The 21,287-nt window shown below is 67.6% G+C and carries 21 protein-coding genes; 9 read left to right on the top strand and 12 right to left on the bottom strand.

Annotated features, from left to right (window positions below):
• Nucleotides 1-33: 33 nt before the first annotated feature.
• Together OHS70_RS18400 and OHS70_RS18395 are read left to right on the top strand one after the other, a co-directional pair.
• A complete protein-coding gene (locus OHS70_RS18400) occupies nucleotides 34-510 on the top strand; it encodes a MarR family winged helix-turn-helix transcriptional regulator (RefSeq protein WP_328398858.1) in 477 nt (158 codons plus the stop codon).
• A 10-nt stretch (nucleotides 511-520) separates the two neighbouring features.
• Entirely contained in the window at nucleotides 521-973 is a 453-nt protein-coding gene (locus tag OHS70_RS18395; protein ID WP_328398856.1) for a GNAT family N-acetyltransferase, read from the top strand.
• A 60-nt stretch (nucleotides 974-1,033) separates the two neighbouring features.
• Here OHS70_RS18395 and OHS70_RS18390 read toward each other — a convergent pair whose 3' ends face one another.
• The 4 genes from OHS70_RS18390 to OHS70_RS18375 all read right to left on the bottom strand — a co-directional run bounded on the left by OHS70_RS18390 (nucleotide 1,034) and on the right by OHS70_RS18375 (nucleotide 5,085).
• Nucleotides 1,034-2,422: a serine hydrolase domain-containing protein gene (locus OHS70_RS18390; protein WP_328398854.1), complete on the bottom strand. Its 1,389-nt coding sequence runs from the start codon at nucleotides 2,420-2,422 to the stop codon at nucleotides 1,034-1,036.
• Between the two features lie 232 nt (nucleotides 2,423-2,654).
• Nucleotides 2,655-3,446 carry an ABC transporter permease gene (locus OHS70_RS18385; RefSeq protein WP_328398852.1) on the bottom strand — a complete coding sequence of 264 codons (792 nt, stop codon included), beginning with the start codon at nucleotides 3,444-3,446 and terminating at the stop codon, nucleotides 2,655-2,657.
• Nucleotides 3,443-4,399, bottom strand: coding sequence for an ATP-binding cassette domain-containing protein (locus OHS70_RS18380; protein WP_328398850.1), 957 nt, complete (start codon nucleotides 4,397-4,399; stop codon nucleotides 3,443-3,445). Before OHS70_RS18380 ends, OHS70_RS18385 begins: the two co-directional genes overlap by 4 nt.
• Nucleotides 4,400-4,413: 14 nt before the next feature.
• Nucleotides 4,414-5,085 carry a DUF4097 family beta strand repeat-containing protein gene (locus tag OHS70_RS18375; protein WP_328398848.1) on the bottom strand — a complete coding sequence of 224 codons (672 nt, stop codon included), beginning with the start codon at nucleotides 5,083-5,085 and terminating at the stop codon, nucleotides 4,414-4,416.
• 221 nt (nucleotides 5,086-5,306) lie between these two features.
• On the opposite strand from OHS70_RS18375, the gene OHS70_RS18370 reads away from it, so the two are divergent.
• Complete coding sequence (locus tag OHS70_RS18370; RefSeq protein WP_328398846.1) at nucleotides 5,307-6,056, top strand: helix-turn-helix domain-containing protein; 750 nt, start codon at nucleotides 5,307-5,309, stop codon at nucleotides 6,054-6,056.
• A gap of 162 nt (nucleotides 6,057-6,218) precedes the next feature.
• On the opposite strand, the gene OHS70_RS18365 is transcribed toward OHS70_RS18370, so the two are convergent.
• The gene (locus OHS70_RS18365) at nucleotides 6,219-7,187 is read right to left on the bottom strand and encodes a helix-turn-helix transcriptional regulator (RefSeq protein WP_328398844.1); all 969 of its coding nucleotides are present in this window, start codon (nucleotides 7,185-7,187) and stop codon (nucleotides 6,219-6,221) included.
• 137 nt (nucleotides 7,188-7,324) lie between these two features.
• On the opposite strand from OHS70_RS18365, the gene OHS70_RS18360 reads away from it, so the two are divergent.
• On the top strand, nucleotides 7,325-7,720 hold the full coding sequence (locus OHS70_RS18360; protein ID WP_328405728.1) for a RidA family protein: 396 nt from the start codon (nucleotides 7,325-7,327) through the stop codon (nucleotides 7,718-7,720).
• A 79-nt stretch (nucleotides 7,721-7,799) separates the two neighbouring features.
• Nucleotides 7,800-8,276 (top strand): DUF488 domain-containing protein, encoded by a 477-nt coding sequence (locus OHS70_RS18355; RefSeq protein ID WP_328405726.1) that lies wholly within the window; start codon nucleotides 7,800-7,802, stop codon nucleotides 8,274-8,276.
• 191 nt (nucleotides 8,277-8,467) lie between these two features.
• On the opposite strand, the gene dnaB is transcribed toward OHS70_RS18355, so the two are convergent.
• The gene (gene dnaB / locus OHS70_RS18350; RefSeq protein ID WP_328405723.1) at nucleotides 8,468-9,943 is read right to left on the bottom strand and encodes a replicative DNA helicase; all 1,476 of its coding nucleotides are present in this window, start codon (nucleotides 9,941-9,943) and stop codon (nucleotides 8,468-8,470) included.
• A gap of 442 nt (nucleotides 9,944-10,385) precedes the next feature.
• Here dnaB and OHS70_RS18345 point away from each other — a divergent pair, with 442 nt between their 5' ends.
• Nucleotides 10,386-11,723: an MATE family efflux transporter gene (locus tag OHS70_RS18345; protein ID WP_328398842.1), complete on the top strand. Its 1,338-nt coding sequence runs from the start codon at nucleotides 10,386-10,388 to the stop codon at nucleotides 11,721-11,723.
• 161 nt (nucleotides 11,724-11,884) lie between these two features.
• Here OHS70_RS18345 and rplI read toward each other — a convergent pair whose 3' ends face one another.
• The 4 genes from rplI to rpsF all read right to left on the bottom strand — a co-directional run bounded on the left by rplI (nucleotide 11,885) and on the right by rpsF (nucleotide 13,575).
• Nucleotides 11,885-12,331, bottom strand: a complete 447-nt coding sequence (gene rplI / locus OHS70_RS18340; RefSeq protein WP_328398840.1) for a 50S ribosomal protein L9 — start codon at nucleotides 12,329-12,331, stop codon at nucleotides 11,885-11,887.
• Nucleotides 12,332-12,349: 18 nt separating this feature from the next.
• Nucleotides 12,350-12,586 carry a 30S ribosomal protein S18 gene (rpsR, locus tag OHS70_RS18335; RefSeq protein WP_003956534.1) on the bottom strand — a complete coding sequence of 79 codons (237 nt, stop codon included), beginning with the start codon at nucleotides 12,584-12,586 and terminating at the stop codon, nucleotides 12,350-12,352.
• A gap of 43 nt (nucleotides 12,587-12,629) precedes the next feature.
• Nucleotides 12,630-13,211, bottom strand: coding sequence for a single-stranded DNA-binding protein (locus OHS70_RS18330; protein WP_328398838.1), 582 nt, complete (start codon nucleotides 13,209-13,211; stop codon nucleotides 12,630-12,632).
• Between the two features lie 73 nt (nucleotides 13,212-13,284).
• The gene (gene rpsF / locus OHS70_RS18325; protein WP_004950685.1) at nucleotides 13,285-13,575 is read right to left on the bottom strand and encodes a 30S ribosomal protein S6; all 291 of its coding nucleotides are present in this window, start codon (nucleotides 13,573-13,575) and stop codon (nucleotides 13,285-13,287) included.
• Between the two features lie 272 nt (nucleotides 13,576-13,847).
• On the opposite strand from rpsF, the gene OHS70_RS18320 reads away from it, so the two are divergent.
• From OHS70_RS18320 to OHS70_RS18310, 3 genes are all read left to right on the top strand, one after another.
• The gene (locus OHS70_RS18320) at nucleotides 13,848-14,159 is read left to right on the top strand and encodes a hypothetical protein (protein ID WP_328398836.1); all 312 of its coding nucleotides are present in this window, start codon (nucleotides 13,848-13,850) and stop codon (nucleotides 14,157-14,159) included.
• Nucleotides 14,160-14,316: 157 nt separating this feature from the next.
• Entirely contained in the window at nucleotides 14,317-15,435 is a 1,119-nt protein-coding gene (locus OHS70_RS18315) for a lipid II:glycine glycyltransferase FemX (RefSeq protein ID WP_328398834.1), read from the top strand.
• A gap of 94 nt (nucleotides 15,436-15,529) precedes the next feature.
• Entirely contained in the window at nucleotides 15,530-16,561 is a 1,032-nt protein-coding gene (locus OHS70_RS18310) for an alanine racemase (RefSeq protein WP_328398832.1), read from the top strand.
• Between the two features lie 99 nt (nucleotides 16,562-16,660).
• Here OHS70_RS18310 and OHS70_RS18305 read toward each other — a convergent pair whose 3' ends face one another.
• Both OHS70_RS18305 and OHS70_RS18300 read right to left on the bottom strand, forming a co-directional pair.
• The gene (locus OHS70_RS18305; RefSeq protein ID WP_328398830.1) at nucleotides 16,661-18,196 is read right to left on the bottom strand and encodes a glycosyltransferase family 87 protein; all 1,536 of its coding nucleotides are present in this window, start codon (nucleotides 18,194-18,196) and stop codon (nucleotides 16,661-16,663) included.
• 101 nt (nucleotides 18,197-18,297) lie between these two features.
• Nucleotides 18,298-21,012: a transglycosylase domain-containing protein gene (locus OHS70_RS18300; protein ID WP_328398828.1), complete on the bottom strand. Its 2,715-nt coding sequence runs from the start codon at nucleotides 21,010-21,012 to the stop codon at nucleotides 18,298-18,300.
• Nucleotides 21,013-21,287: the final 275 nt, after the last annotated feature.

Genomic DNA, 21,287 nt, shown 5'->3' with positions numbered 1-21,287 from the left:
GCCGAGGACTCCAGCACCGAGGAGGTCACCCAGATGAGCGCGACCGACCCCGCCCTCACGTCCCTGTCCCAGGGCTGGTGCGCTCTCTCGCTGCTGCACGGGAAGATCGAGGCCCATATCGAGCGCGCTCTCGAGGCCAACCACGGACTGAGCGTCCGGGAGTTCTCACTCCTCGACGTTCTCAGCCGCCAGCACGACGGCGAAGGCGGCCATCTGCAGATGAAGCAGGTCGCCGACGCTGTCGTCCTCAGCCAGAGCGCCACCACCCGCCTCGTCACCCGCCTCGAGGACCGTGGCCTGCTGTCCCGCTACCTGTGCCCCACCGACCGCCGCGGCATCTACACCAACGTCAGCGAAGCGGGCCTCCGGCTCCTCGCCGAGGCCCGCCCCACCAATGACACCGCCCTGCGCGAGGCACTCGACGAAGCGGCCAAGAACCCTGAGCTCGCTCCTCTGGTCACGGCTGTCGAAGCTCTCGGGGTTCCCGCACAGCGGGCAGCAACTGCGTAGTCTGCCGATCATGAACGAGCTGCAGATACGGCCGGCCGTACACGACGACATCCCGGCGATCGTGGCGTTGCTCGCCGACGACCCGCTGGGCGCCCAGCGGGAGTCGCCGGACGACCTCGACCCGTACAACGCCGCGTTTGAGCGGCTGGCCGACGACCCGAACCAGCATCAGACGGTCGCGGTACGCGGTGACCGGGTCGTCGGCGTTCTCCAGCTCACGATCATCCCCGGGCTGTCCCGCCGGGGCGCCACGCGCTCGATCATCGAGGGCGTACGAGTCCACGCGGACGAGCGCGGCACCGGCCTCGGCACCCAGCTCGTCGAATGGGCCGTCGCCGAGTCACGCCGCCAGGGCTGCCGGCTCGTTCAGCTCACATCCGATGTCAGCCGCACCGATGCTCACCGCTTCTACAAGCGGCTCGGCTTCGAGGCCTCGCACGTCGGGTTCAAGCTGAGCATCTGATCCGTGTACAGGCAGGTCCGGTAGAAACAGGCGGCGGTTTCACGTGAAACACCGTCCGGCTCATCCACCGAGCCCGCGCCAGCCGTGCTCGTCCGCACCCCCGGGAACCGCATCACCCGGCTCGTACGGCTGGCGGGTGAAGACGAACGAGCCGAGATCCAGGTGGCTCACCGAACCGTCGTCACGGCGCACCACACGCAACGTCTCCCCCGCGTAGTAGCCATCGAGCCCGGTCCATGTCTCCCGCGCCCCCGGGTCAGCGACGAATCGTGACTTCCGGCCCGTGCTGTGCAGCGGCTCCAGCTCTACGCCGCGGTCCGCCACCAGGCGCAGACCGTAGGGGTACGTCCCCCAGTACCAAGGCCCCGTCAGTTCCAGCAGCGCCTGGTCGACCTCAGGGAGCGGCTTCCAGGGTTCAGGGATCCGCGGCTCTGCATCCGCCACGATCCGTACAAGATCGCTGGCTACCACCCCGGTCAAGGGGCCCGAGGTTGCGTTGGCCAAAGCGACCGCCGCAACGCCGTCGTCCAGGCTCACCCACAGCCCGGCGAGGAAACCTGGGAGCGAGCCTCCATGGCCGACCAAGGTGCGTCCGTCCCGTCGCACGATCTGCAGGCCCAGGCCGTACAGGCTCTCCCACTCCCCGTTCTCGGGCGGCACGGACGGCGTGCGCATCTCGCTCAGGGATTCGGCACTCAGGACACGGTCGTCCCCATCGGCGAGGAAGGCAGCGAAGCGGCAGAGGTCGCCGGCCGTCGACCAGAGCTGCCCGGCCGGGGCCATCAACCCCAGGTCCTCGGCCGGTTCGGGCAGCATCACATCCGCCCAGGGGTGCACCGCCCACCCGCCGGCGTGCGGCATCCGGGGCTGCATGCTCGTACGATTCAGCGCCAGCGGCTCAAGGATCTCGCGCTGGAGCACCTCCTCCCAGGAAGCACCCCGTACTGCCTCGACCAGCGAACCGAGGAGTGTGTAGCCGGGGTTGGAGTAGTGATGACGGCGCCCGGCGGGGTGCATCCGTGCCTTCTCACCCAGCACATCGGCCAGGTCCGGGCGAGTAGACCCCGGGGTCCGCTCCCACCATGGCGCCGGTGACTCCGCGCTCAACCCCGCGCTGTGCCCCAGAAGTTGGACGATGGTCACCTCACCCACACCCGTGCCAGGCAGATACTTCTCCAGGGGATCGCCCAGATCCAGCAGCCCCTCATCGCGCAGCCGCATCACGAGGACTGCCGTAAAGGTCTTGGTGATGGAGCCGATGCGGTACTGGGTGTCGGCGTCCGGCGCGTGTCCGTCGACCGATGTGCGCGCCCCCGTCCACACCAGATGCCCATCGCGCTGCACGGCGGCAACCAGCGACGGCGCGCGCCCTTCGGCCTGCGCGACGGCGATGCGGTGCAGAAGGGCCCGCCGGGTGCTGGGAAGCAGTTCTTCCAAGAATGACCTCATACGCAAGGTCTATCGGTGCCGGTCCTCGACGTCGACCGCATGTGCCCGACACGTCGCGCGGCTCCCCGCCGCCACCAGGCAGCAAGATCAATTGAGACGGTGCTACGGCCCGGGGATCCCCGGGGCCGGCTGGCCGGGCACGCCGACGGGGCGGCGTACGCCGACGCGGTGCCGGAGTACGCCGCCCTGGGGCGGGACGAGTTGCGGGAGGCGGCCCCGCGCTGTCATGGCGTTACTTCGGGTCGCGGTTGAACACCGACTTCGACCACAAGTAGCCGAGGACCGTCAGCGCCAGGCACCAGGCGACCGCGAGCCACCCGTTGTGGCCGATCTCGGTGCCGAGCAGCAGGCCGCGCAGGGTTTCGATGGCGGGCGTGAACGGCTGGTACTCGGCGATCGGCTGGAACCAGCCCGGCATCGCGTCGACCGGGACGAAGGCGCTGGAGATCAGCGGCAGGAAGATCAGCGGCATCGCGTTGTTGCTGGCGGCCTCGGCGTTCGGGCTGATCATGCCCATCCCGACCGCGATCCAGGTGAGCGCCAGGGCGAACAGTGTGAGCAGCCCGAACGCCGCGAGCCACTCCAGGGCCGTGGCATCCGTGGACCTGAAGCCGATGGCCACCCCGACGGCGCCGACGAGGACCACGCTCATGATCGACTGGAGCACACTGCCGACGACGTGCCCGACGAGCACGGACCCGCGGTGGATCGCCATCGTGCGGAAGCGGGCGATGATGCCCTCGGTCATGTCGGTGGAGACGGACACCGCGGTACCGATCGTGGTGCTGCCGATGGTCATCAGCAAAAGGCCCGGAACGAGGTAGGCGATGTAGTCGGAGCGGTCGGCACCGCCGCCGCCGATGCCCGCGCTCATGGTGTCGCCGAAGATGTAGACGAAGAGCAGGAGCAGCATGACCGGGGTGAGCAGCAGGTTCAGGGTGAGGGACGGATAGCGCCGGGCGTGCAGGAGGTTGCGGCGCAGCATCGTGGACGAGTCGCGTACAGCGAGGGACAGGGAGCTCATCGGACGGTCTCCTTGGACTGGTTGGGGACGCCGGCGCCGCCGGTCAGGGCGAAGAACACATCGTCGAGGTCGGGGGTGTGCACGGTCAGCTCGTCCGCCTCGATGGCGGCGGCATCCAGCCAGTCGAGGATGGAGCGCAGCTCGCGCTGGCTGCCCCCCGAGGGGATCTGCAACGCGAGTGCCTCGTCGTCGCGGGTGACCTCGCGCAGGGCGAGGGCGGCGCTCTGGTACGCGGCCGGGTCGGCGAAGCGGAGCCGCACGTGCCCGCCGGGGATGAGCCGCTTCAGATCCTCGGCGGTGCCCTCGGCGGCGATCTTCCCGTCGTTGAGCACGGCGATGCGGTCGGCGAGCTCGTCGGCCTCCTCCAGGTACTGGGTGGTGAGGAAGACGGTGACGCCGTCGGAGACCAGCTCGCGGATGATCTGCCACATGTTGTGCCGGGATCGCGGGTCGAGGCCGGTGGTCGGCTCGTCGAGGAAGATGATCCGCGGGGTGCCGACCAGGGTCATGGCGATGTCCAGGCGGCGCTTCATGCCGCCGGAGTAGGTGGAGGCGGGCTTCTTCGCGGCCTCGGTGAGGTCGAAGCGCTCCAGCAGTTCGGCGGCGGTGCGCCGGCCCTCGCTGCGGGAGAGGTGGTGCAGATCCGCCATGAGGAGCATGTTCTCCTCGCCGGTGATCAGGCCGTCGACGGCGGAGAACTGGCCGGTGACGCCGATCGCGGCGCGCACCGCCTGGGGGGCGGTGGCCAGGTCATGGCCACCGACGTGGATCACGCCGTCGTCGGCGCTGATCAGGGTGGAGAGGATCTTGACGGCGGTGGTCTTGCCGGCGCCGTTGGGGCCGAGCAGGGAGAAGATCGTTCCTTCCGGGACGGCCAGGTCGACGCCGTCGAGCACGACCTTGTCTCCGTAGGACTTGTGCAGCCCGTTCGCCGCGATGGCCAGGTTGGTCATGAGGGGTGCTCCTTCTACAGGCTGCGGGCGGTGATGTCGCCGTGGGAGGTGGTAGCGCGGATGTTCAGGCCGGCGGCGGCGCCGTCGGTGTTCTTGAGCGCGTTGTGGAGCCGGCCGTAGCCGGTGCCGGCGTCCAGGGAGGCGGAGACTCCGTGGGCGGCGCCGATGGACACGTCGCCCATCTGGGTCGTCAGCACGACCGTGCCGCGCACCGCCTCGGCGATGTGGATGTCGCCCTTTTGAGTGCTGATCTCCGCGGGGCCGCCCAGGCGGCCGATGGAGACGTCACCGGCGGCGGCGGTGAGGCGCATGCTCGCGGCCTCGTCGATCTTGATCGTGCCGTGCGCACCCTCGAAGACGACGTGGCCGAGGCGTCCGACGGCCCGGAATCCGGCGCAGGACGACTTCGCCTCGATGCGGGAGTCGGCGGGCAACTGGATGGTCACCTCGATGGATCCGGAGGGGCCGAGGTACTGGTTCTTCGCCGCCGGGGCGTCGATCCGCAGGACGCCGTCGGCGTATTCGACCGTGGTCTGCTCCGCCGCCTTCACGTCGCGGCCCTTCGAGGCGTTTGCGGGCAGGACCTCGACCGTGGTGTCGGCCCGGTCGGCGGCGATGAACCGGATGCACCCCGCGGGGATGTCCAGGACGGCGGAGATCGGGGCGGGGGTGTCGTACTTCTGCATCGCGCTCTCCTGTGCTCGTTGTTTCTGATGCCGGAAAAGCTACGTTGCATTCAATGATCTGGCAACAAGCTTGTTGCACACAATCATCATCAGTGCAGCTAGAAGCCGTTAGATCGTTGCAATGGATTGGAAGCTAACGCAACATCCCACACCCTGTTGTTGCACTGGATTGAAGGTGAACGCTAAGCTGCAGGCATCACGGGAGCACGAAGGAGGCCGCGATGCCGGGAGGCAGACTCACCCAGTCCGAACGCCGGCAGATCGCGCTGGGACTGGCCGACGGCGACGCCTATGCGGAGATCGCCAGACGTCTCGACCGCCCCACCTCGACGATCACGCGTGAGGTGATGCGCAACGGCGGCCCCACCGCTTACCGCGCCGAACTGGCCCAGCGCGCAACCGAACGCCGCGCCCACCGGCGCAGGCACACGGCGCCCCGCGGGCCGGACGCGCAAGCACACGGACGCGACGTCGAGGCCGTGCGCGAGTACGAGGAGATGTTCACCACCGTCCTGATGCAATCGGGCCTGCCCAAGATGCTGTCCCGGGTGCTGACCTGCCTCTACACCAGCGACGCGGGCAGCCTCACCGCATCCGAACTCGTCCAGCGCCTCCAGGTCAGCCCGGCGTCCATCTCCAAAGCGATCACCGCGCTCGAGAGCATGACCCTCGTGCGCCGGGAACCAGGCGAACGCCGCCGCGAGCGCTACGTCGTCGACGACGACATCTGGTACCAGTCGATGATGGCCAGCGCCCGATCCAACGCCCAACTCGCCGAGACCGCACGCCAAGGCGTCGCCGTCCTCGGTCGCGACACCCCGGCCGCCGCCCGCCTCGAGAACGTCGCCCGCTTCCTCGACTTCGTCGGCGAGAGCATCATCCGGGCAGCGGAGCAGGCCCGCGAAGTCCTCGGCACCAAAGCCGAAGCGACCCCGGGCAGCACTGCTGAGCCAAGTGCAGACCGCGAATAGACAGCCGTCTTGACGGTCAAAGCAAGTGGCGCCCGCGCCTGATCCTTCAAGATCAACCGGCAAAGGTCCGGTGTGAGCCTCCTTTTCAAGGCCCTCACATGCCGATCCTCCGCAGGGCAGCCCGGTCAGTTGGCCGAATGAGATGGCTTCTCACTCTCAGGATCAGTCTCCGTAGCGGGTGGCAATCGCGGCGGCGCGGTTGCGTAGGGAGGTGCGCAACGACTGCGGGGCCAGGGCTTCCGCGTCCGTGCTGAGCTGCCACAGCGCCCATTCGGCGTGTCGTGAGTCTTGGAAAGTCACCTCCAGCCGCAGCCAGCCGTCTGCGTCGGGTTCTTCTGCGCGGACGGCCAGCGCGGTGTCCAGCAGGTCCTCCCGCCGCGCCGGGTTCACCCGTACCAGCACGGTGATGTGGTCGCCGCCGGAGAGAAACTGCACGGAGCGTTCCCGCCAGATCCGGTCCAGATCGACCCGGTTCGGCCGCTGTGCCGTTTCGGGGAGTTCCTCGGCGGCCAACACCCGCGACAGCCGGTAGGTGCGGTCCGTGCCAGATCTCGTGGCCAGCAAGTAGACCCGGTCGCGTACGGTGACCAGGCCGATCGGGTCCACCGTGCGCCACTGTGGTGTCTGGCCTGTGGCCGCGTAATGGATGCGCAGCTTGTGTCCGGCGAGCACCGCGCGCCGGACCTCGATCATTGTGGTGTCGGGTACCTCCTCAGTGACCAGCCGGCGTGAGAGCAGGTCGGTCTCCGGGTCGACGAGAAATCGCTGGGCCGCGTCGCTCGCGGTGGCCCGGTGGCTTTCGGGCAGCGCGTCGACCACCTTCCGCATGGCCGAAGCGAGCGCCGTGCCGAGGCCGAACACCTGCTCGCCGCGCCCCGATCCGGCGGTCAGCAAGGCAAGGGCCTCGTCGTGGTTCAGACCGGTGAGCTCGGTCCGGAAACCGGGCGACAACGCGAACCCGCCGTGCCGGCCGCGTTCGGCGTAGACCGGGACGCCGGCCGTGGACAGCGCCTCGATGTCGCGCAGCACGGTGCGGGTGGATACCTCCAGCTCGCGGGCCAGCGTGTCCGCAGTCAGCCGACCGCGCTGACGCAGCAGCAGCACCAGCGAGACCAACCGGTCGGCGCGCATGCGAGAACTTTATCGAAATACATGACTAGGGATGTCGTGATTTGTTGGGAGGCTCGTTGACACGACGTCGAAGCCGGCGAGTTACCGAGCCGATGGACGTACGTACTCCCAATGATTCGAACGGAGCTGACGTGGCAATGGAACGAACGGCGGTCAACCCGGTGACGTGGTCGGTGGAGATGGGATTCAACCAGGGTGAGGTCGTCTCCGGGCACACCCGAACCCTGTACATCTCGGGGCAGACCGCGATGAGCGGCGACGGCAAGCCCCAGCATGACGGTGACATGGCGGCGCAGTTGGCGCTGAGCATCGACAACCTGGAGGCCGTGCTCGGCGAGGCCGGCATGTCTCCCGCGAACCTCGTCCGGCTCAACGTCTACACGACCGACGTCGATCTGCTTTTCCAGCACTACGGCGTGCTGGCGGCGCGGTTGGGCGCCGCCGGGGTGGCGCCGACCACCACGATGCTCGGGGTGACGCGGCTGGCGATCCCCGGCCAGATGGTCGAGCTCGAGGGGACCGCCGTCGCGTGATGCGACCTCGCGGCTCTGCTGCCGGTGCCGGTTGAACCGGCACGAGTAGCAGGCAGATGGATGGTGACCTGTGCTCAGAATGGTGACAATCGGCGTCTATGGCCTCGACGGCGAGTCCTTCCTGCACCGACTGCGGCATGCGGACGTCCGCCTGCTGCTCGACGTACGTCAGCGCCGCGGTGTCCGTGGACCCGAGTACGCCTGGGCGAACTCACTCCGGCTGCAGGCGGCCCTCGCCCATGCCGGGATCGCCTACGAGCACCATCCCGAGCTCGCCCCAACCACCGAGCTACGCCGGCTCCAGTACGCCGAGGACGATCGCCAAGGGGTCGGCAAGCGCTCGCGCCGCGAACTCGCTTCCGAGTACACCCGCCGCTACTCTGCCGAGATCCTCGACAGCGCCGATCTCACGCCGGTCGTGTCGGCGCTGTCGAGTGGCGGCGCCGCAGCGCTGTTCTGTGTCGAGCGCGACCCAGAGGCTTGCCACCGCTCGTTGATCGCCCAGCGATTGGCCGAGCAACACCGCGTCACGATCGAGCACCTGCGCCCGTGGTGATGGACGGGTTGGATGCCAGGCTCTACCGGATCGGGCAGCACCACTTCCGCGCAGAGTTCGGCTACGTGGCCGGGACCGTGCGGCGGTCGACGTGCGCGGCACCACAACCGTGCGCAGACACGCCGAGGAGCTGATCGAGCGCAGGCCGGCTCCGGCCGAACACCGGAAACGCGAGCCTGCAGATCACCGGATCAGGTCTGCGCCATGTCCACGAAACGCGAGTAGTGGCCCTGGAACGCGACCGTGATCGTCGCCGTCGGGCCGTTACGGTGCTTGGCCACGATCAGGTCCGCTTCGCCCGCGCGCGGCGACTCCTTCTCGTACGCGTCCTCGCGGTGCAGCAGGATGACCATGTCCGCATCCTGCTCGATGGATCCCGATTCACGCAGGTCGGAGACCATGGGTTTCTTGTCCGTGCGCTGCTCGGGACCACGGTTCAGCTGGGACAGGGCGATCACCGGGACCTCGAGCTCCTTGGCCAGCAGCTTCAGGTTCCGGGACATGTCCGAGACTTCCTGCTGACGGCTCTCGGCCCGCTTGGACCCGCCCGACTGCATCAGCTGCAGATAGTCGATGACGACGAGCTTCAGATCATTGCGCTGCTTCAGCCGACGGCACTTGGCACGGATCTCCATCATCGACAGGTTGGGAGAGTCGTCGATGTAGAGCGGGGCCTGCGACACGTCCGGCATCCGGCGCGCGAGCCGCGTCCAGTCCTCGTCGGTCATCGTCCCGGACCGCATGTGGTGCAGTGCCACCCGCGCCTCGGCGGACAGCAGACGCATCGCGATCTCGTTCCGGCCCATTTCGAGGGAGAAGATCACGCTGGGCAGATTGTTCTTGATCGAGGCGGCCCGTGCGAAGTCCAGGGCCAGAGTCGACTTACCCATGGCGGGACGCGCGGCGATCACAATCATCTGGCCCGGGTGCAGTCCGTTGGTCAGCGAGTCGAAGTCCGTGAACCCGGTGGGCACACCGGTCATCTCGCCGCTACGGGAACCGATCGCCTCGATCTCGTCGAGGGCGCCCTCCATGATGTCGCCGAGCGGCAGATAGTCCTCACTGGTGCGCTGCTCGGTGACCGCATAGATCTCCGCCTGCGCCGAGTTGACGATCTCGTCGACATCGCCGTCGGCGGCATATCCCATCTGCGTGATCTTGGTTCCGGCCTCCACCAGCCTGCGCAGCACCGCACGCTCGTGGACGATCTCCGCGTAGTACGACGCGTTGGCCGCAGTCGGCACCGACTGAACCAGCGTGTGCAGATAGGGAGCTCCGCCGACCCTGGTGATCTCACCGCGCTTGACCAGCTCGGCGGCGACCGTGATGGGGTCTGCGGGCTCACCCTTGGCGTACAGATCCAGGATGGCCTGGAAGACCGTCTCGTGGGCGGGCCGGTAGAAGTCATGGCCCTTGATGATCTCCACGACATCGGCGATGGCGTCCTTGGACAGCAACATGCCGCCGAGCACCGACTGTTCGGCGTCCAGGTCCTGGGGCGGCACGCGTTCGAAGCCGGGTGAGCCCGACTCCCAACCGCCGTTCTCCGTGCCCCGGTCGTGCTGGTCCTCTCGGCCCCCGCGCCCGCCGCGACCCTGATCGTGGCGCCGGCGGGAAGCGGGCAGACGGTCACTGGGGCTGGTTTCGGCCGCCCAGGGATCGTCCAGGGGCTCGGAAATGCTCACCCGGCCCACCTCCTCCCGTCCGCTCCACGGACCTCGCCGCGCCACTCTTTCTACGGCACGACACTGACAAAACAGACCGCCGAACTCCGCTTTCGGCGAGTGGGGCGACGGTCCACGGTAGGCCCGGCGGCACCTTCAGCCAATCTGGTTATCCACAGGCCATGTGGACGACGGACCAGATGCTGTGGAGAACCCTCCAGAACCTGTGCACGGAGCGGGGGACAGCACTGTGGACAAAGTCATAGCCCCCTCCTCCAACCCCATCTGACCTGGCATTTTTCCGTCCACCGGCTGTGGGGGAGAAAAACTTTCCCAACCGGACCAAGATCGGAACGAACAGCGCACAGGAGTGCCCACCGGGACCGGTTCAGTAAGGGACACAAGGCAATTGCATCTCTTACCTGTGGAAGATTACATTGATGCCATGACACAGGCTCCCGTGGCGTCGAAGGCTCATCGACGGCAGCACGACCGAGAGATCGTCTCGCTCGCCGTTCCCGCCTTCGGCGCACTTGTCGCCGAGCCCCTCTTCCTCATCGTCGACAGCGCCATTGTCGGCCATCTCGGCACTCCCCAACTCGCCGGGCTGGGCATCGCGGCCGCACTGCTGACGACGGCCGTGAGCATCTTCGTCTTTCTCGCCTATGCCACAACCGCATCCGTAGCCCGACGCGTCGGCGCGGGCGATCATCAGGCGGCCATCCGCCAAGGCATGGACGGCATCTGGCTGGCCCTTTTGCTCGGTGTCGGCGTCGCCGCCGTCACCCTGCCCGGTGCCCCATGGCTGATCGATCTTCTCGGCGCCTCCGACACCGCGGCCCCCCATGCCATCACCTATCTGCGGATATCCAGCCTCGGCATCCCGGCGATGCTCATCGTCTTCGCCGCCACCGGTGTGCTGCGCGGACTACAGGACACGAAAACCCCGCTGTACGTCGCGATCGGCGGATTCGCGGCCAACGCAGGCCTCAACGCCGGCCTGGTATACGGCGCCGGCCTCGGCATCGCGGGCTCGGCCTGGGGCACCGTGATCGCCCAGTGCGGCATGGCGGCGGCCTATCTCGTCGTCGTGGTCCGCGGCGCACGGCGGCACGGCTCGTCGATGCGGCCCGATGCAGCGGGCATACGGGCGAGTGCCCAGGCGGGCGGGCCCCTGCTGGTCCGCACGCTCTCGCTGCGGGCAGTACTGTTGATCGCCACGGCCGCCGCAGCGCGTCTCGGGGACACGGATATTGCCGCACATCAGGTGGTGCTCTCCCTGTGGTCTCTGCTGGCCTTTGCCCTCGATGCGATCGCCATCGCCGGACAAGCGATCATCGGGCGCTATCTCGGTGCGGGCGATGGCGACGGAGCCCGGCAGGCATGTCGGCGCATGGTCGAGTGGGGGATCACCTCGGGAGTCGCACTGGGGCTGCTGGTGGTGGTCTGCCGTCCGCTCTTCGTCCCCTTGTTCACCGGTGACCAGGCAGTGCAGGACACTCTGCTTCCTGCCCTGCTCGTCGTTGCCGTCACCCAGCCGATCGCTGGAGTGGTCTTCGTCCTGGACGGCGTCCTGATGGGCGCGGGCGACGGGCCATATCTGGCCTGGGCGATGCTGCTGACGCTGGCAGTGTTCGCGCCGGTCGCCCTGCTGGTACCCAGCCTTGGCGGCGGGCTTACCACACTGTGGTGGGCGATGACGCTGATGATGACGGTGCGGATGCTGACCCTCTGGTGGCGTGCGCGATCCGGTCGCTGGATTGTCACGGGCGCCACGCGCTGACGCTCTCGAGAGCCGTGCCGACGTTTCACGTGAAACACGGTGCGATTCCTACGCCCGGACAGAGTCCACAGGCGGGGCACAGAAGCGATGCCCCGAAGAAGAAGGGCCGCACCCAGAGGGTGCGGCCCTTCTCTACCGCTCTACCGAGCCGGTCGCAGCGATCAGGCCGCGACGACCTCGACACCGAGCTGCGCAGCAACCTCGGGGTGCAGACGCACGGACACCTGGTGCGAGCCCAGGGTCTTGATCGGCGAACCGAGCTCAACGCGACGCTTGTCGACCTCCGGGCCACCGGCAGCCTTGATCGCCGAGGCGATGTCGGCCGGGGTGACGGAGCCGAACAGGCGGCCGGCGTCGCCGGAGCGGACGGCCAGGCGCACCTTCACGGCCTCGAGCTGGCCCTTGACGCTGTTGGCCTGCTCGATGGTCGCGATCTCGTGGATCTTGCGGGCGCGGCGGATCTGCGCCACGTCCTTCTCGCCGCCCTTGGTCCAGCGGATCGCGAAACCGCGCGGGACCAGGTAGTTGCGAGCGTAGCCGTCCTTGACGTCGACGACGTCGCCGGCGGCGCCGAGGCCAGAGACCTCATGGGTGAGGATGATCTTCATGTTTCGGTCACCCTTCCCTTATCGCGCGGTGGACGTGTAGGGCAGCAGCGCCATCTCACGGCTGTTCTTCACGGCCGTGGCGACGTCACGCTGGTGCTGCGTGCAGTTGCCGGTAACGCGGCGGGCACGGATCTTGCCGCGGTCGGAAATGAACTTCCGCAGCATGTTCGTGTCCTTGTAGTCCACGTACACGGTCTTGTCCTTGCAGAACGCGCAGACCTTCTTCTTAGGCTTGCGCACAGGCGGCTTCGCCATGGTGTATCTCCTGTGTGATCAAGAAGTGGGGTACGAGCTGCCCTTAGAAGGGCGGCTCGTCCGAGTAGCCGCCGCCGGAACCGCCGGAGCTTCCGCCCCAGCTGCCCCCACCCTGCTGGCCGCCGCCGGCCGGCGCGCTGGTGGCCCAGGGGTCGTCGGCGGGAGCGCCGCCGCCCTGCTGCTGGCCACCACCGGGGCTGCCGCCCCAGTTACCGCCGCCCTGCTGGCCGCCGCCGCCGTAGCCGCCCTGGCCACCGCGACCGGTGGTCTTGGTGACCTTGGCCGTGGCGTTCTTGAGACTGGGGCCGACTTCCTCGACGTCCAGCTCGTAGACCGTGCGCTTGACGCCCTCGCGGTCCTCGTACGACCGCTGCTTCAGACGGCCCTGCACGACGACGCGCATGCCGCGCTGGAGCGACTCGGCGACGTTCTCCGCCGCCTGACGCCAGACCGAGCAGGTGAGGAAGAGGCTTTCGCCGTCCTTCCACTCATTGGTCTGGCGGTCGAAGGTGCGGGGAGTGGACGCGACGCGGAACTTCGCGACCGCCGCACCGGACGGGGTGAAGCGCAGCTCGGGGTCGTCGACGAGATTGCCGACGACCGTGATGACGGTCTCGCCTGCCATGGGTGAACCTCTCGGCGGGATTGCTTCTGGCTGCTTGCTGCTACTCGAACCCGATGACCTCTGAGCTAGATGCTCAGTGGGTCTCGGGACGGAGGACCTTGGTCCGGAGGACCGACTCGTTCAGGTTCATCTGGCGGTCGAGCTCCTTGACGACCGCAGGCTCGGCCTGCAGGTCGATGACCGAGTAGATGCCCTCGGGCTTCTTCTTGATCTCGTAAGCGAGACGACGACGGCCCCAGGTGTCGACCTTCTCCACCTTTCCGTTGCCCTCACGGACGACGGAGAGGAAGTTCTCGATCAGCGGGGAGACAGCGCGCTCCTCGAGATCGGGGTCGAGGATGACCATCACCTCGTAGTGACGCATGTGGAACCCACCTCCTTTGGACTCAGCGGCCACGGTCGTTCCGTGGCAGGAGGGTCGTGATGCGTAAGCAACGGTATCGGTCGCCACTGACAATCCCTGCTCGTCGAGCTGGGACAGCGTTCTGGCCAGGACAGACACCGGTGCAGACCGTACAGAGTACCCGCACACAGGCTTCCGGTTGAAATCCGGTGGTGAGGAGACGCAATCTGTACACATCGGGTGGACGCGGCGCTACCATGCGCCGCTTTTCCGGCAACGCCAGGAGGTGCTTCATGGCACAGCCAACGCGACATCCCTCCGTCTCTCTGCTCGCCACGGACGGCAAGCCTCATCCCCTCCAGGACACCCTGGTGGTGGTGACGCTCGTACTCGGTGCTGTGGCCTTCGTTTCCGCCATGTTCGACAGCCTGCATCTGCTCAGCTCGTGGGCCGGACTGATCGGCATCCTGACCGGCGGATACGGACAGTTCGTTTCGGAGACGACCCGCGAACGCTTCCCGCTGGTCGTCGGCCTGGGAGCCTCGGCAGTCGGGTTCTTCCTCGGCATGGCGCACGGCGGACTCTTCGGCGGAGTGCTCGGATAGCGGGTCCTCGGCAGGTGTGCCGGCGGGGCAGCGCGCCCACGATGGCCAAGCGCTCTTGCACAGCGCCATCGAGCACGCTTCCCCCGCGCAGTAGGCTTCGGCGCGAGAGCCGGAGCCCCTGTACCCATGGGGACACACCTGCCGAGGAGCGCCCCGCATGAGCCTGACCCTGAGGACCATCAGCCGTGAGCAGCATCTGGCCTATATCCAGAGCCTGCCCTCGGCGAGTCACTGCCAGGTTCCGGCATGGGCCGATGTGAAGACCGAGTGGCGCTCGGAAAATCTGGGCTGGTTCGACAAGAACAACGAACTGGTGGGTGCGGGCCTGGTCCTGTACCGCCAGCTGCCCAAGATCAAGCGGTACCTCGCCTACCTGCCCGAGGGCCCGGTCATCAACTGGTACGCCCCCAACCTGGACGACTGGCTCCAGCCGATGCTCGCGCATCTGAAGAACCAGGGCGCCTTCTCCGTGAAGATGGGCCCGCCGGTGGTCATCCGGCGCTGGGACGCTCCGGCCATCAAGTCCGGAATCCAGGACCCCGACGTCAAGCGTCTGCGCGACGTGGAGGCCTCCCACATCGAGCCCCGTGCGTTCGAAGTGGCCGACCGGCTGCGGAAGATGGGTTGGCAGCAGGGTGAGGACGGCGGTGCCGGCTTCGGTGATGTGCAGCCCCGCTACGTCTACCAGGTACCGCTGGCGAACCGCTCGCTCGACGATGTCCTCAAGGGCTTCAACCAGCTGTGGCGGCGCAACATCAAGAAGGCCGAGAAGGCAGGTGTCGAGGTCGTCCAGGGCGGCTACGACGACCTTGCCGAGTGGCAGCGCCTGTACGAGATCACGGCCGTGCGCGACCGCTTCCGGCCCCGCCCGCTCTCGTACTTCCAGCGCATGTGGACGGTGCTGAACAACGAGGACCCGAACCGCATGCGCCTGTACTTCGCTCGGCACAACGGCGTGAATCTGTCGGCGGCGACGATGCTGGTGGTCGGCGGGCACGTCTGGTACTCGTACGGTGCCTCGGACAACATCGGGCGTGAGGTCCGGCCCTCGAACGCGATGCAGTGGCGGATGCTGCGCGACGCGTACGCCATGGGGGCCACGGTCTACGACCTGCGCGGTATCAGCGACTCGCTCGACGAGACGGACCACCTGTTCGGTCTGATCCAGTTCAAGGTGGGCACGGGCGGCGAGGCCGTCGAGTACGTGGGCGAGTGGGACTTCCCGCTCAACAAGCTGCTCCACAAGGCGCTCGACATCTACATGTCGCGTCGCTGACGACACCCCGAACGGCTCCGTCGCAGCGAATGACTCCGTAGTCTCGTACATACCTCTGATACACCGCAGCCACCAGAAAGGTTCCGGGCCGGCCATGGCGCTCTCCCTCTACGTAGACACCGCACGCTGGCGGGCGCACCAGAAGTCGGTGATCGACCAGTTCCCCGGGCTCGTACCGGTGTGCAAGGGCAATGGCTACGGCTTCGGTCATGAACGGCTCGCGGACGAAGCCGCACGCTTCGGCGCCGACATGCTGGCTGTGGGCACCACCTACGAGGCGGCACGGATCAAGGACTGGTTCAGCGGCGATCTGCTGGTCCTGACCCCGTTCAGACGCGGCGAGGAGCCGGTGCCGCTGCCGGACCGGGTGGTCCGTTCGGTCTCGTCCGTGGACGGTGTGCACGCCCTGGTGGGGGCGCGGGTCGTCATCGAGTGCATGAGCTCGATGAAGCGGCACGGCATCGTCGAGCAGGAGCTCGGCCAGCTGCACGCGGCCATCGAGGACGTACGGCTGGAGGGCTTCGCGCTGCACCTGCCACTGGACCGCACGGACGGTTCGGACGCGGTCGAGGAGGTCATCGGCTGGATGGACCGGCTGCGGGCGGCCCGGCTCCCCCTGCACACGATGTTCGTCAGCCATCTGCAGGCCGAGGAACAGGCGCGGCTTCAGCAGCAGTTCCCGCAGACCCGCTTCCGGGCCCGCATCGGTACCCGGCTGTGGCTGGGTGACCACGAGTCCACCGAGTACCGCGGCTCGGTGCTCGACGTCACGCCGGTCGCCAAGGGTGACCGTTTCGGTTACCGCCAGCAGAAGGCGGCATCCGACGGGTGGCTCGTGGTCGTGGCCGGCGGTACGTCGCACGGCGTCGGCCTCGAGGCGCCGAAGGCGATGCACGGTGTGATGCCGCGTGCCAAGGGTGTCGCGCGCGCGGGTCTGGCGACGGTGAACCGCAATCTGTCGCCGTTCGTGTGGGCGGGCAAGCAGCGCTGGTTCGCCGAACCGCCGCACATGCAGGTATCGATCCTGTTCGTACCTGCCGATGCGCAGGAGCCGAAGGTCGGTGACGAGCTGGTGGCTCACCTGCGGCATACGACGACGCAGTTCGACCGTCTCGTCGACCGCTAGGACCGTGTGAGCGTACGCGGCCGGGGCCGGCGTACGTCCCCTGCCGCGACGCGGCGTACGTGTTGCTGCGCGAGGCCCTGTGCAGGGCCCGCAGCGGGGCTAGGACGCCGCCCGGGGCCTGGTCTCCGGGCCGCTGCGGAGATGTGCCCCCCATTCGACGCGTGTGCCCTCCACAGCGTGCGCCGCATGCTTCGGCGGATGGGCGGCGTGCCCCAGGACGAACACGTCCGGAGCCCCGTCCAGCACCCCGCCCGCAGGGTCGTCCGTGCCATCTCGGCGTACGTCGTCCTTCTCGGGCATGTAGATGTCGCGCACGATCACGGCGCACAGGTACAGCGTGCCGAGCAGATGCAGAGCAATGGCGACCTGGTAGCCCTCGGTCGGCAGCCCCTGGTGCTTCGGGCTGGTGGTGAAGGCGAGGTACATCCAGATACCCAGGAAGTACATCACCTCGCAGGCCTGCCAGATCAGGAAGTCCCGCCAGCGGGGCCGCGCCAGCGCGGCGAGGGGAATCAGCCACAGCACGTACTGCGGCGAGTAGACCTTGTTGGTGAGGATGAACGCCGCCACGAGCAGGAAGGCCAGCTGGGCGAAGCGGGGCCGCCGCGGGGCGGTCAGCGTGAGTACGCAGACGACGAGGATGGCCGCGATCACCAGGAGCGAGGCGTACATGTTGACCGAGGGGACCTCGATCTGGACGCCGGTGCGCTGCGTGATGATCAGCCAGATAGAGCCGAAGTCGATCGTCCGCTCCTCGCTGAAGGTGTAGAACTTCTTCCACCCCTCCGGCGCGAACAGCATCACCGGGAGGTTGACGATCAGCCAGGCACTCCCGGCTGCGATCCACGCGGTGATGAGTTCCCGCCACTTTCCTGCGCGCCAGCACAGCGGCACCAGTGCCACCAGAAGGAATCCGGGATAGAGCTTGGCCGCGGTGGCCAGCCCGATGAGGATGCCGAACGCGACCACTCTGCCGCGGGACCACATCAGCATGGCCGCGGCGGTGAGGGCCACGGCCAGCAGGTCCCAGTTGATGGTGGCGGTGAGCGCGAAGGCCGGTGCCAGGGCGACGAGCAGTGCGTCCCAGGGGCGATGGCGGTGGGTGCGTGACACACAGACGGCGACGATCGCGGCGCAGATCAGCAGCATGCCGGCGTTGACCATCCAGTACAGCTGCTGCTGCTGAATGCCGTGGTCGACGAGACCGAGCCAGGAAGCGAGGTCGTTGACCCACGAGGCAAGCTGCATGAACAGGCCGGTCAGGACCGGGTACTCGAGGTACTCCATGTCGCCGGGCAGCCGGTCGAAGTACGGAATGCTGCCGTCCGAGAAGCCGCGCCCCACGTACAGGTGCGGGATGTCGGAGTAGCAGGCGTGGGTGTACTGCGAGCTGGTTCCGCGGAACCAGGCCCAGTTGTAGCAGGGCCACTTCTGCACCATGCCGAGCGCGAACATGCCGATGGCCACCAGAGCGATGACCCGTACGGGCGTGAGCCAGCCGTGGGCGCCGCGCAGCGCCCAGCGGCCGGCCGGACCGCCGATCAGCTCGCTACCGGCCGCGGCGATCTTGTCGTGCCGCGTGGGGCGCGCTTCGGCACGGTCCTCGTACACGCTCGTCTCTTCTGCGCTGGGCATGCTGCACATCCTGCCGTACGGGGTGGGGACTGCGGCGCGGGCCGCCACCCCCCGATGTTCCGGGGGTGGCGGCCCGCGTGGTGGTACCTGGGCGGCCGAGGCTAACCGCTACCGTCCGTGCCGCCGATGAACTCGCCGCCGTTCCCTCCGTTGCCGTTCCCTCCGCCGTTCCTGCCTCCGCCGTCCGTCGGCGAGGTGGACGGGCTGACGGTCGGGCCGCCGTTCACACCACCCTGATCCGTGCCGGTGCTGGTGCCGCCGTCGGTGCAGGTCCAGTCCTCCCACGGGTTGCACGACTCGGTCGGGCCGGGGGAGATCGACGGCGTCTCGGACGGCGTCTCGGACGGCGTCTCGGACGGGGTCTCGGACGGCGTATCGCTCGGTGTCGGCGACGGGCTGACCGCGCCGCCGCCCCAGACGGCCTCGCCGTCGATGGGCTCGGGCTCGTCGAACTCCAGCACCTTCGCGTTCTCGAGCGCATCCGACATGTAGGTCTGCCAGATCTCGGACGGGAACGACGAACCGTGGATCTTGGCCTGTCCACCCGTGCCGAACATCTCAAGGAACTCGCGCGGCTTCTCGCTCTTCTCGTTGTCGTCGAGCCGGTACATGTCGATGGCGGTCGACAGCTGCGGCGTGTAGCCCACGAACCACGCCGACTTGTTGCCGTCGGTGGTACCGGTCTTGCCGGCGACCTGGCGACCGGGAATGGCGGCGTTGTTACCCGTGCCCTCGGGATCCTCGACCACATCCCGTAGGACGTCGGTCACATTGGTCGCGACCGCCTTGGAGAAGGCCTGCTTGCCGTCCTCCTCGTGCTGGTAGACCGGCACGTTGCCCTTTTCGACCTTGCTGACCGAATACGGGGAGTACTGCTCGCCATTGGCCGCGAAGGTCGCATATGCGCCGGCCATGCGGATGGCACTGGGGGAGGAGGTGCCGATCGAGAACGACGGGACGTTCCCCTTGGCCAGGCTGCCCTCGAGCAGGCCCGCGTCCACGGCTGCCTGCCTGACCTGCGGAATGCCGACGTCCATGCCCAGCTGGACAAAGGGCGAGTTGGCGGAGTGGATCATGGCTTCACGCAGATCGATGTTGCCGTACGACCTGTCGCCGTCGTTGCGCTGGAGCCACTCCTTGCCGTCCTCGTCGGCCCAGACGGAACCGTCCCAGTTCTTGATCTTGAGCTTGTTCTTGCCGCTGTAGCGGCTCTTGTCCGGGTCGACGATGGTGCGCTCTGCGAGGGCCTGCTCTTCACTGCCATCGGGGTCGCGAACGCCGTCGCGCATCGCCGCTGCGAGGACGAACGGCTTGAACGTCGAACCGACCTGGGCACCGGTCGTGTCGGCGTTGTTGGTGAAGTGCTTCGTCGCGTCCGCGCCGCCGTAGATCGCCACGATCTTCCCGGTCCCCGGCTCGACCGACGCCCCGCCGAACTGGACGTGGGTGTCCTTCTTCGGACGCAGCTTGGGCTTGATGTTCTTGTCCCGGACCTTTTTCACGGCCTTCTCGAGCGCACGGACCTTGTTCTTGTTGAAGGTCGTGTGGATCTCGTAGCCGCCCTGGGCGAGGTCTTTCGGGGTGATGTCGGTGTTGTTGACGACATAGGCCTTGGAGAGGTCCACGAGGTATCCGACCTGGCCGCCCAGCTGAGCGTTCTTACGCGGCGGATTGGGCGTCGGGAACTCTTGGAACTTGTTCCGCTCCGCAGCCGTCAGGTGCCCGTCCTTGACCATCTCGTCGAGGATCCAGCGCCAGCGCTTCTTGGCCCGTTCGGTGTTGGCCTCCCGGGTCGCCGCCGCGTCGATCTCCGGGGCGCCCGCCGGGTCGTAGTAGGTCGCGCCCTTGAGCAGCGAGGCGAGGACGGCGCACTCACTCGCGTCGAGCTCCTTCGCGTCCTTGTTGTAGTACGTGCGGGCAGCCGCCTGGATGCCGTACGCGCCACGGCCGTAGTACGAGGTATTGAGGTAGCCACGCATGATGTCTTCTTTTTCCATCTCCGCGCCGGCCTTGATGGAGATGAACAGTTCCTTGAACTTACGGCTCAGACTCTGGTCCTGGTTCTCGAGAACCGCGTTCTTGACGAACTGCTGGGTGATGGTGGAACCACCCTGGGTCTGCTCACCCTTGGCCATGTTGAACAGGGCACGGCCGATTCCCATGGGGTCGATGCCGGAGTCGGTCTTGAACGTCTTGTTCTCCGCCGAGATGACTGCGTTCTGCATCTCCAGTGGGATCTGTTCGATGGAGATGATCTGGCGGTTCACCTCACCACCGGTCGCAGCCATCTGTGAGCCGTCGTCCCAGTAGTAGACGTTGTTCTGCGCCTTGGCGAAGTCGCCCTCCTTCGGGACGCCGACCATGGCATAGGCGATCGTGGCGGCCGTCATCAGGGATCCCAGGAAGGCCAGGCTGAGCCCGGTGACCAACTTCCACGAGGGCACCCAGCGGCGCCATCCGTACTTGTTGTGCCGCGGGTAGTCGATCAGCCGCTTCTTGCCGGGGCGGCCGCCCTGACCACGGCCGGGACCTTCGTGGCCCCCTCCGCCGCCACCGCGTCGACCGCCTCCCGCCCGGCCTCCGTGACCGGCACCGGCGGCTTCGTCCATGCGCCGGCGACCGCCGCGCTGGGCGGCACGCCGGGCTTCGGCCCGGCCGCCGTAGGGGCGCTCGTCGTCATAGGACGAGGAAGGGGAGGCTGACGCGGCGCCCCTGGACGGGGCTGCGCGCCGCCCGGAAGGCTGCTGTGGGGCGCGCCGGGCCGCGGCGCGTCCGCCACCCTGGGGCTGCGGCGGTTTGCGACGGTGCTCGCTCATCGAACGACTACTCCTCGGGCAGGCGAGACGCCTGGAAGCGGCAGTTGAGTTCCGGTCCCCCCGAAATGTTTACGGATGAGCTGGGTGAAGAGCTCATCCGCTGTGCATCCACGGCGAGGACGCCTGAGGGCGTCACATGGTTCCCGGCGGTCTGCATGCCGCACAGACTACGCACGGCCAAAACCTGCCTAGCCTTGAAATTCACCTCAAATCAGGCATTTTGCCTGTTGGGAATTGGCGATGTGACGCCGCTCACGATGGCCCCACTTGTCGCA

The sequence above is a fragment of the Streptomyces sp. NBC_00390 genome, from assembly GCF_036057275.1.
In the GTDB taxonomy this organism is placed as follows: Bacteria; Actinomycetota; Actinomycetes; order Streptomycetales; family Streptomycetaceae; genus Streptomyces.
The sequence above is the reverse complement of the archived record's forward strand: the minus strand, read 5'-3'. Positions and strand labels throughout refer to the sequence as shown.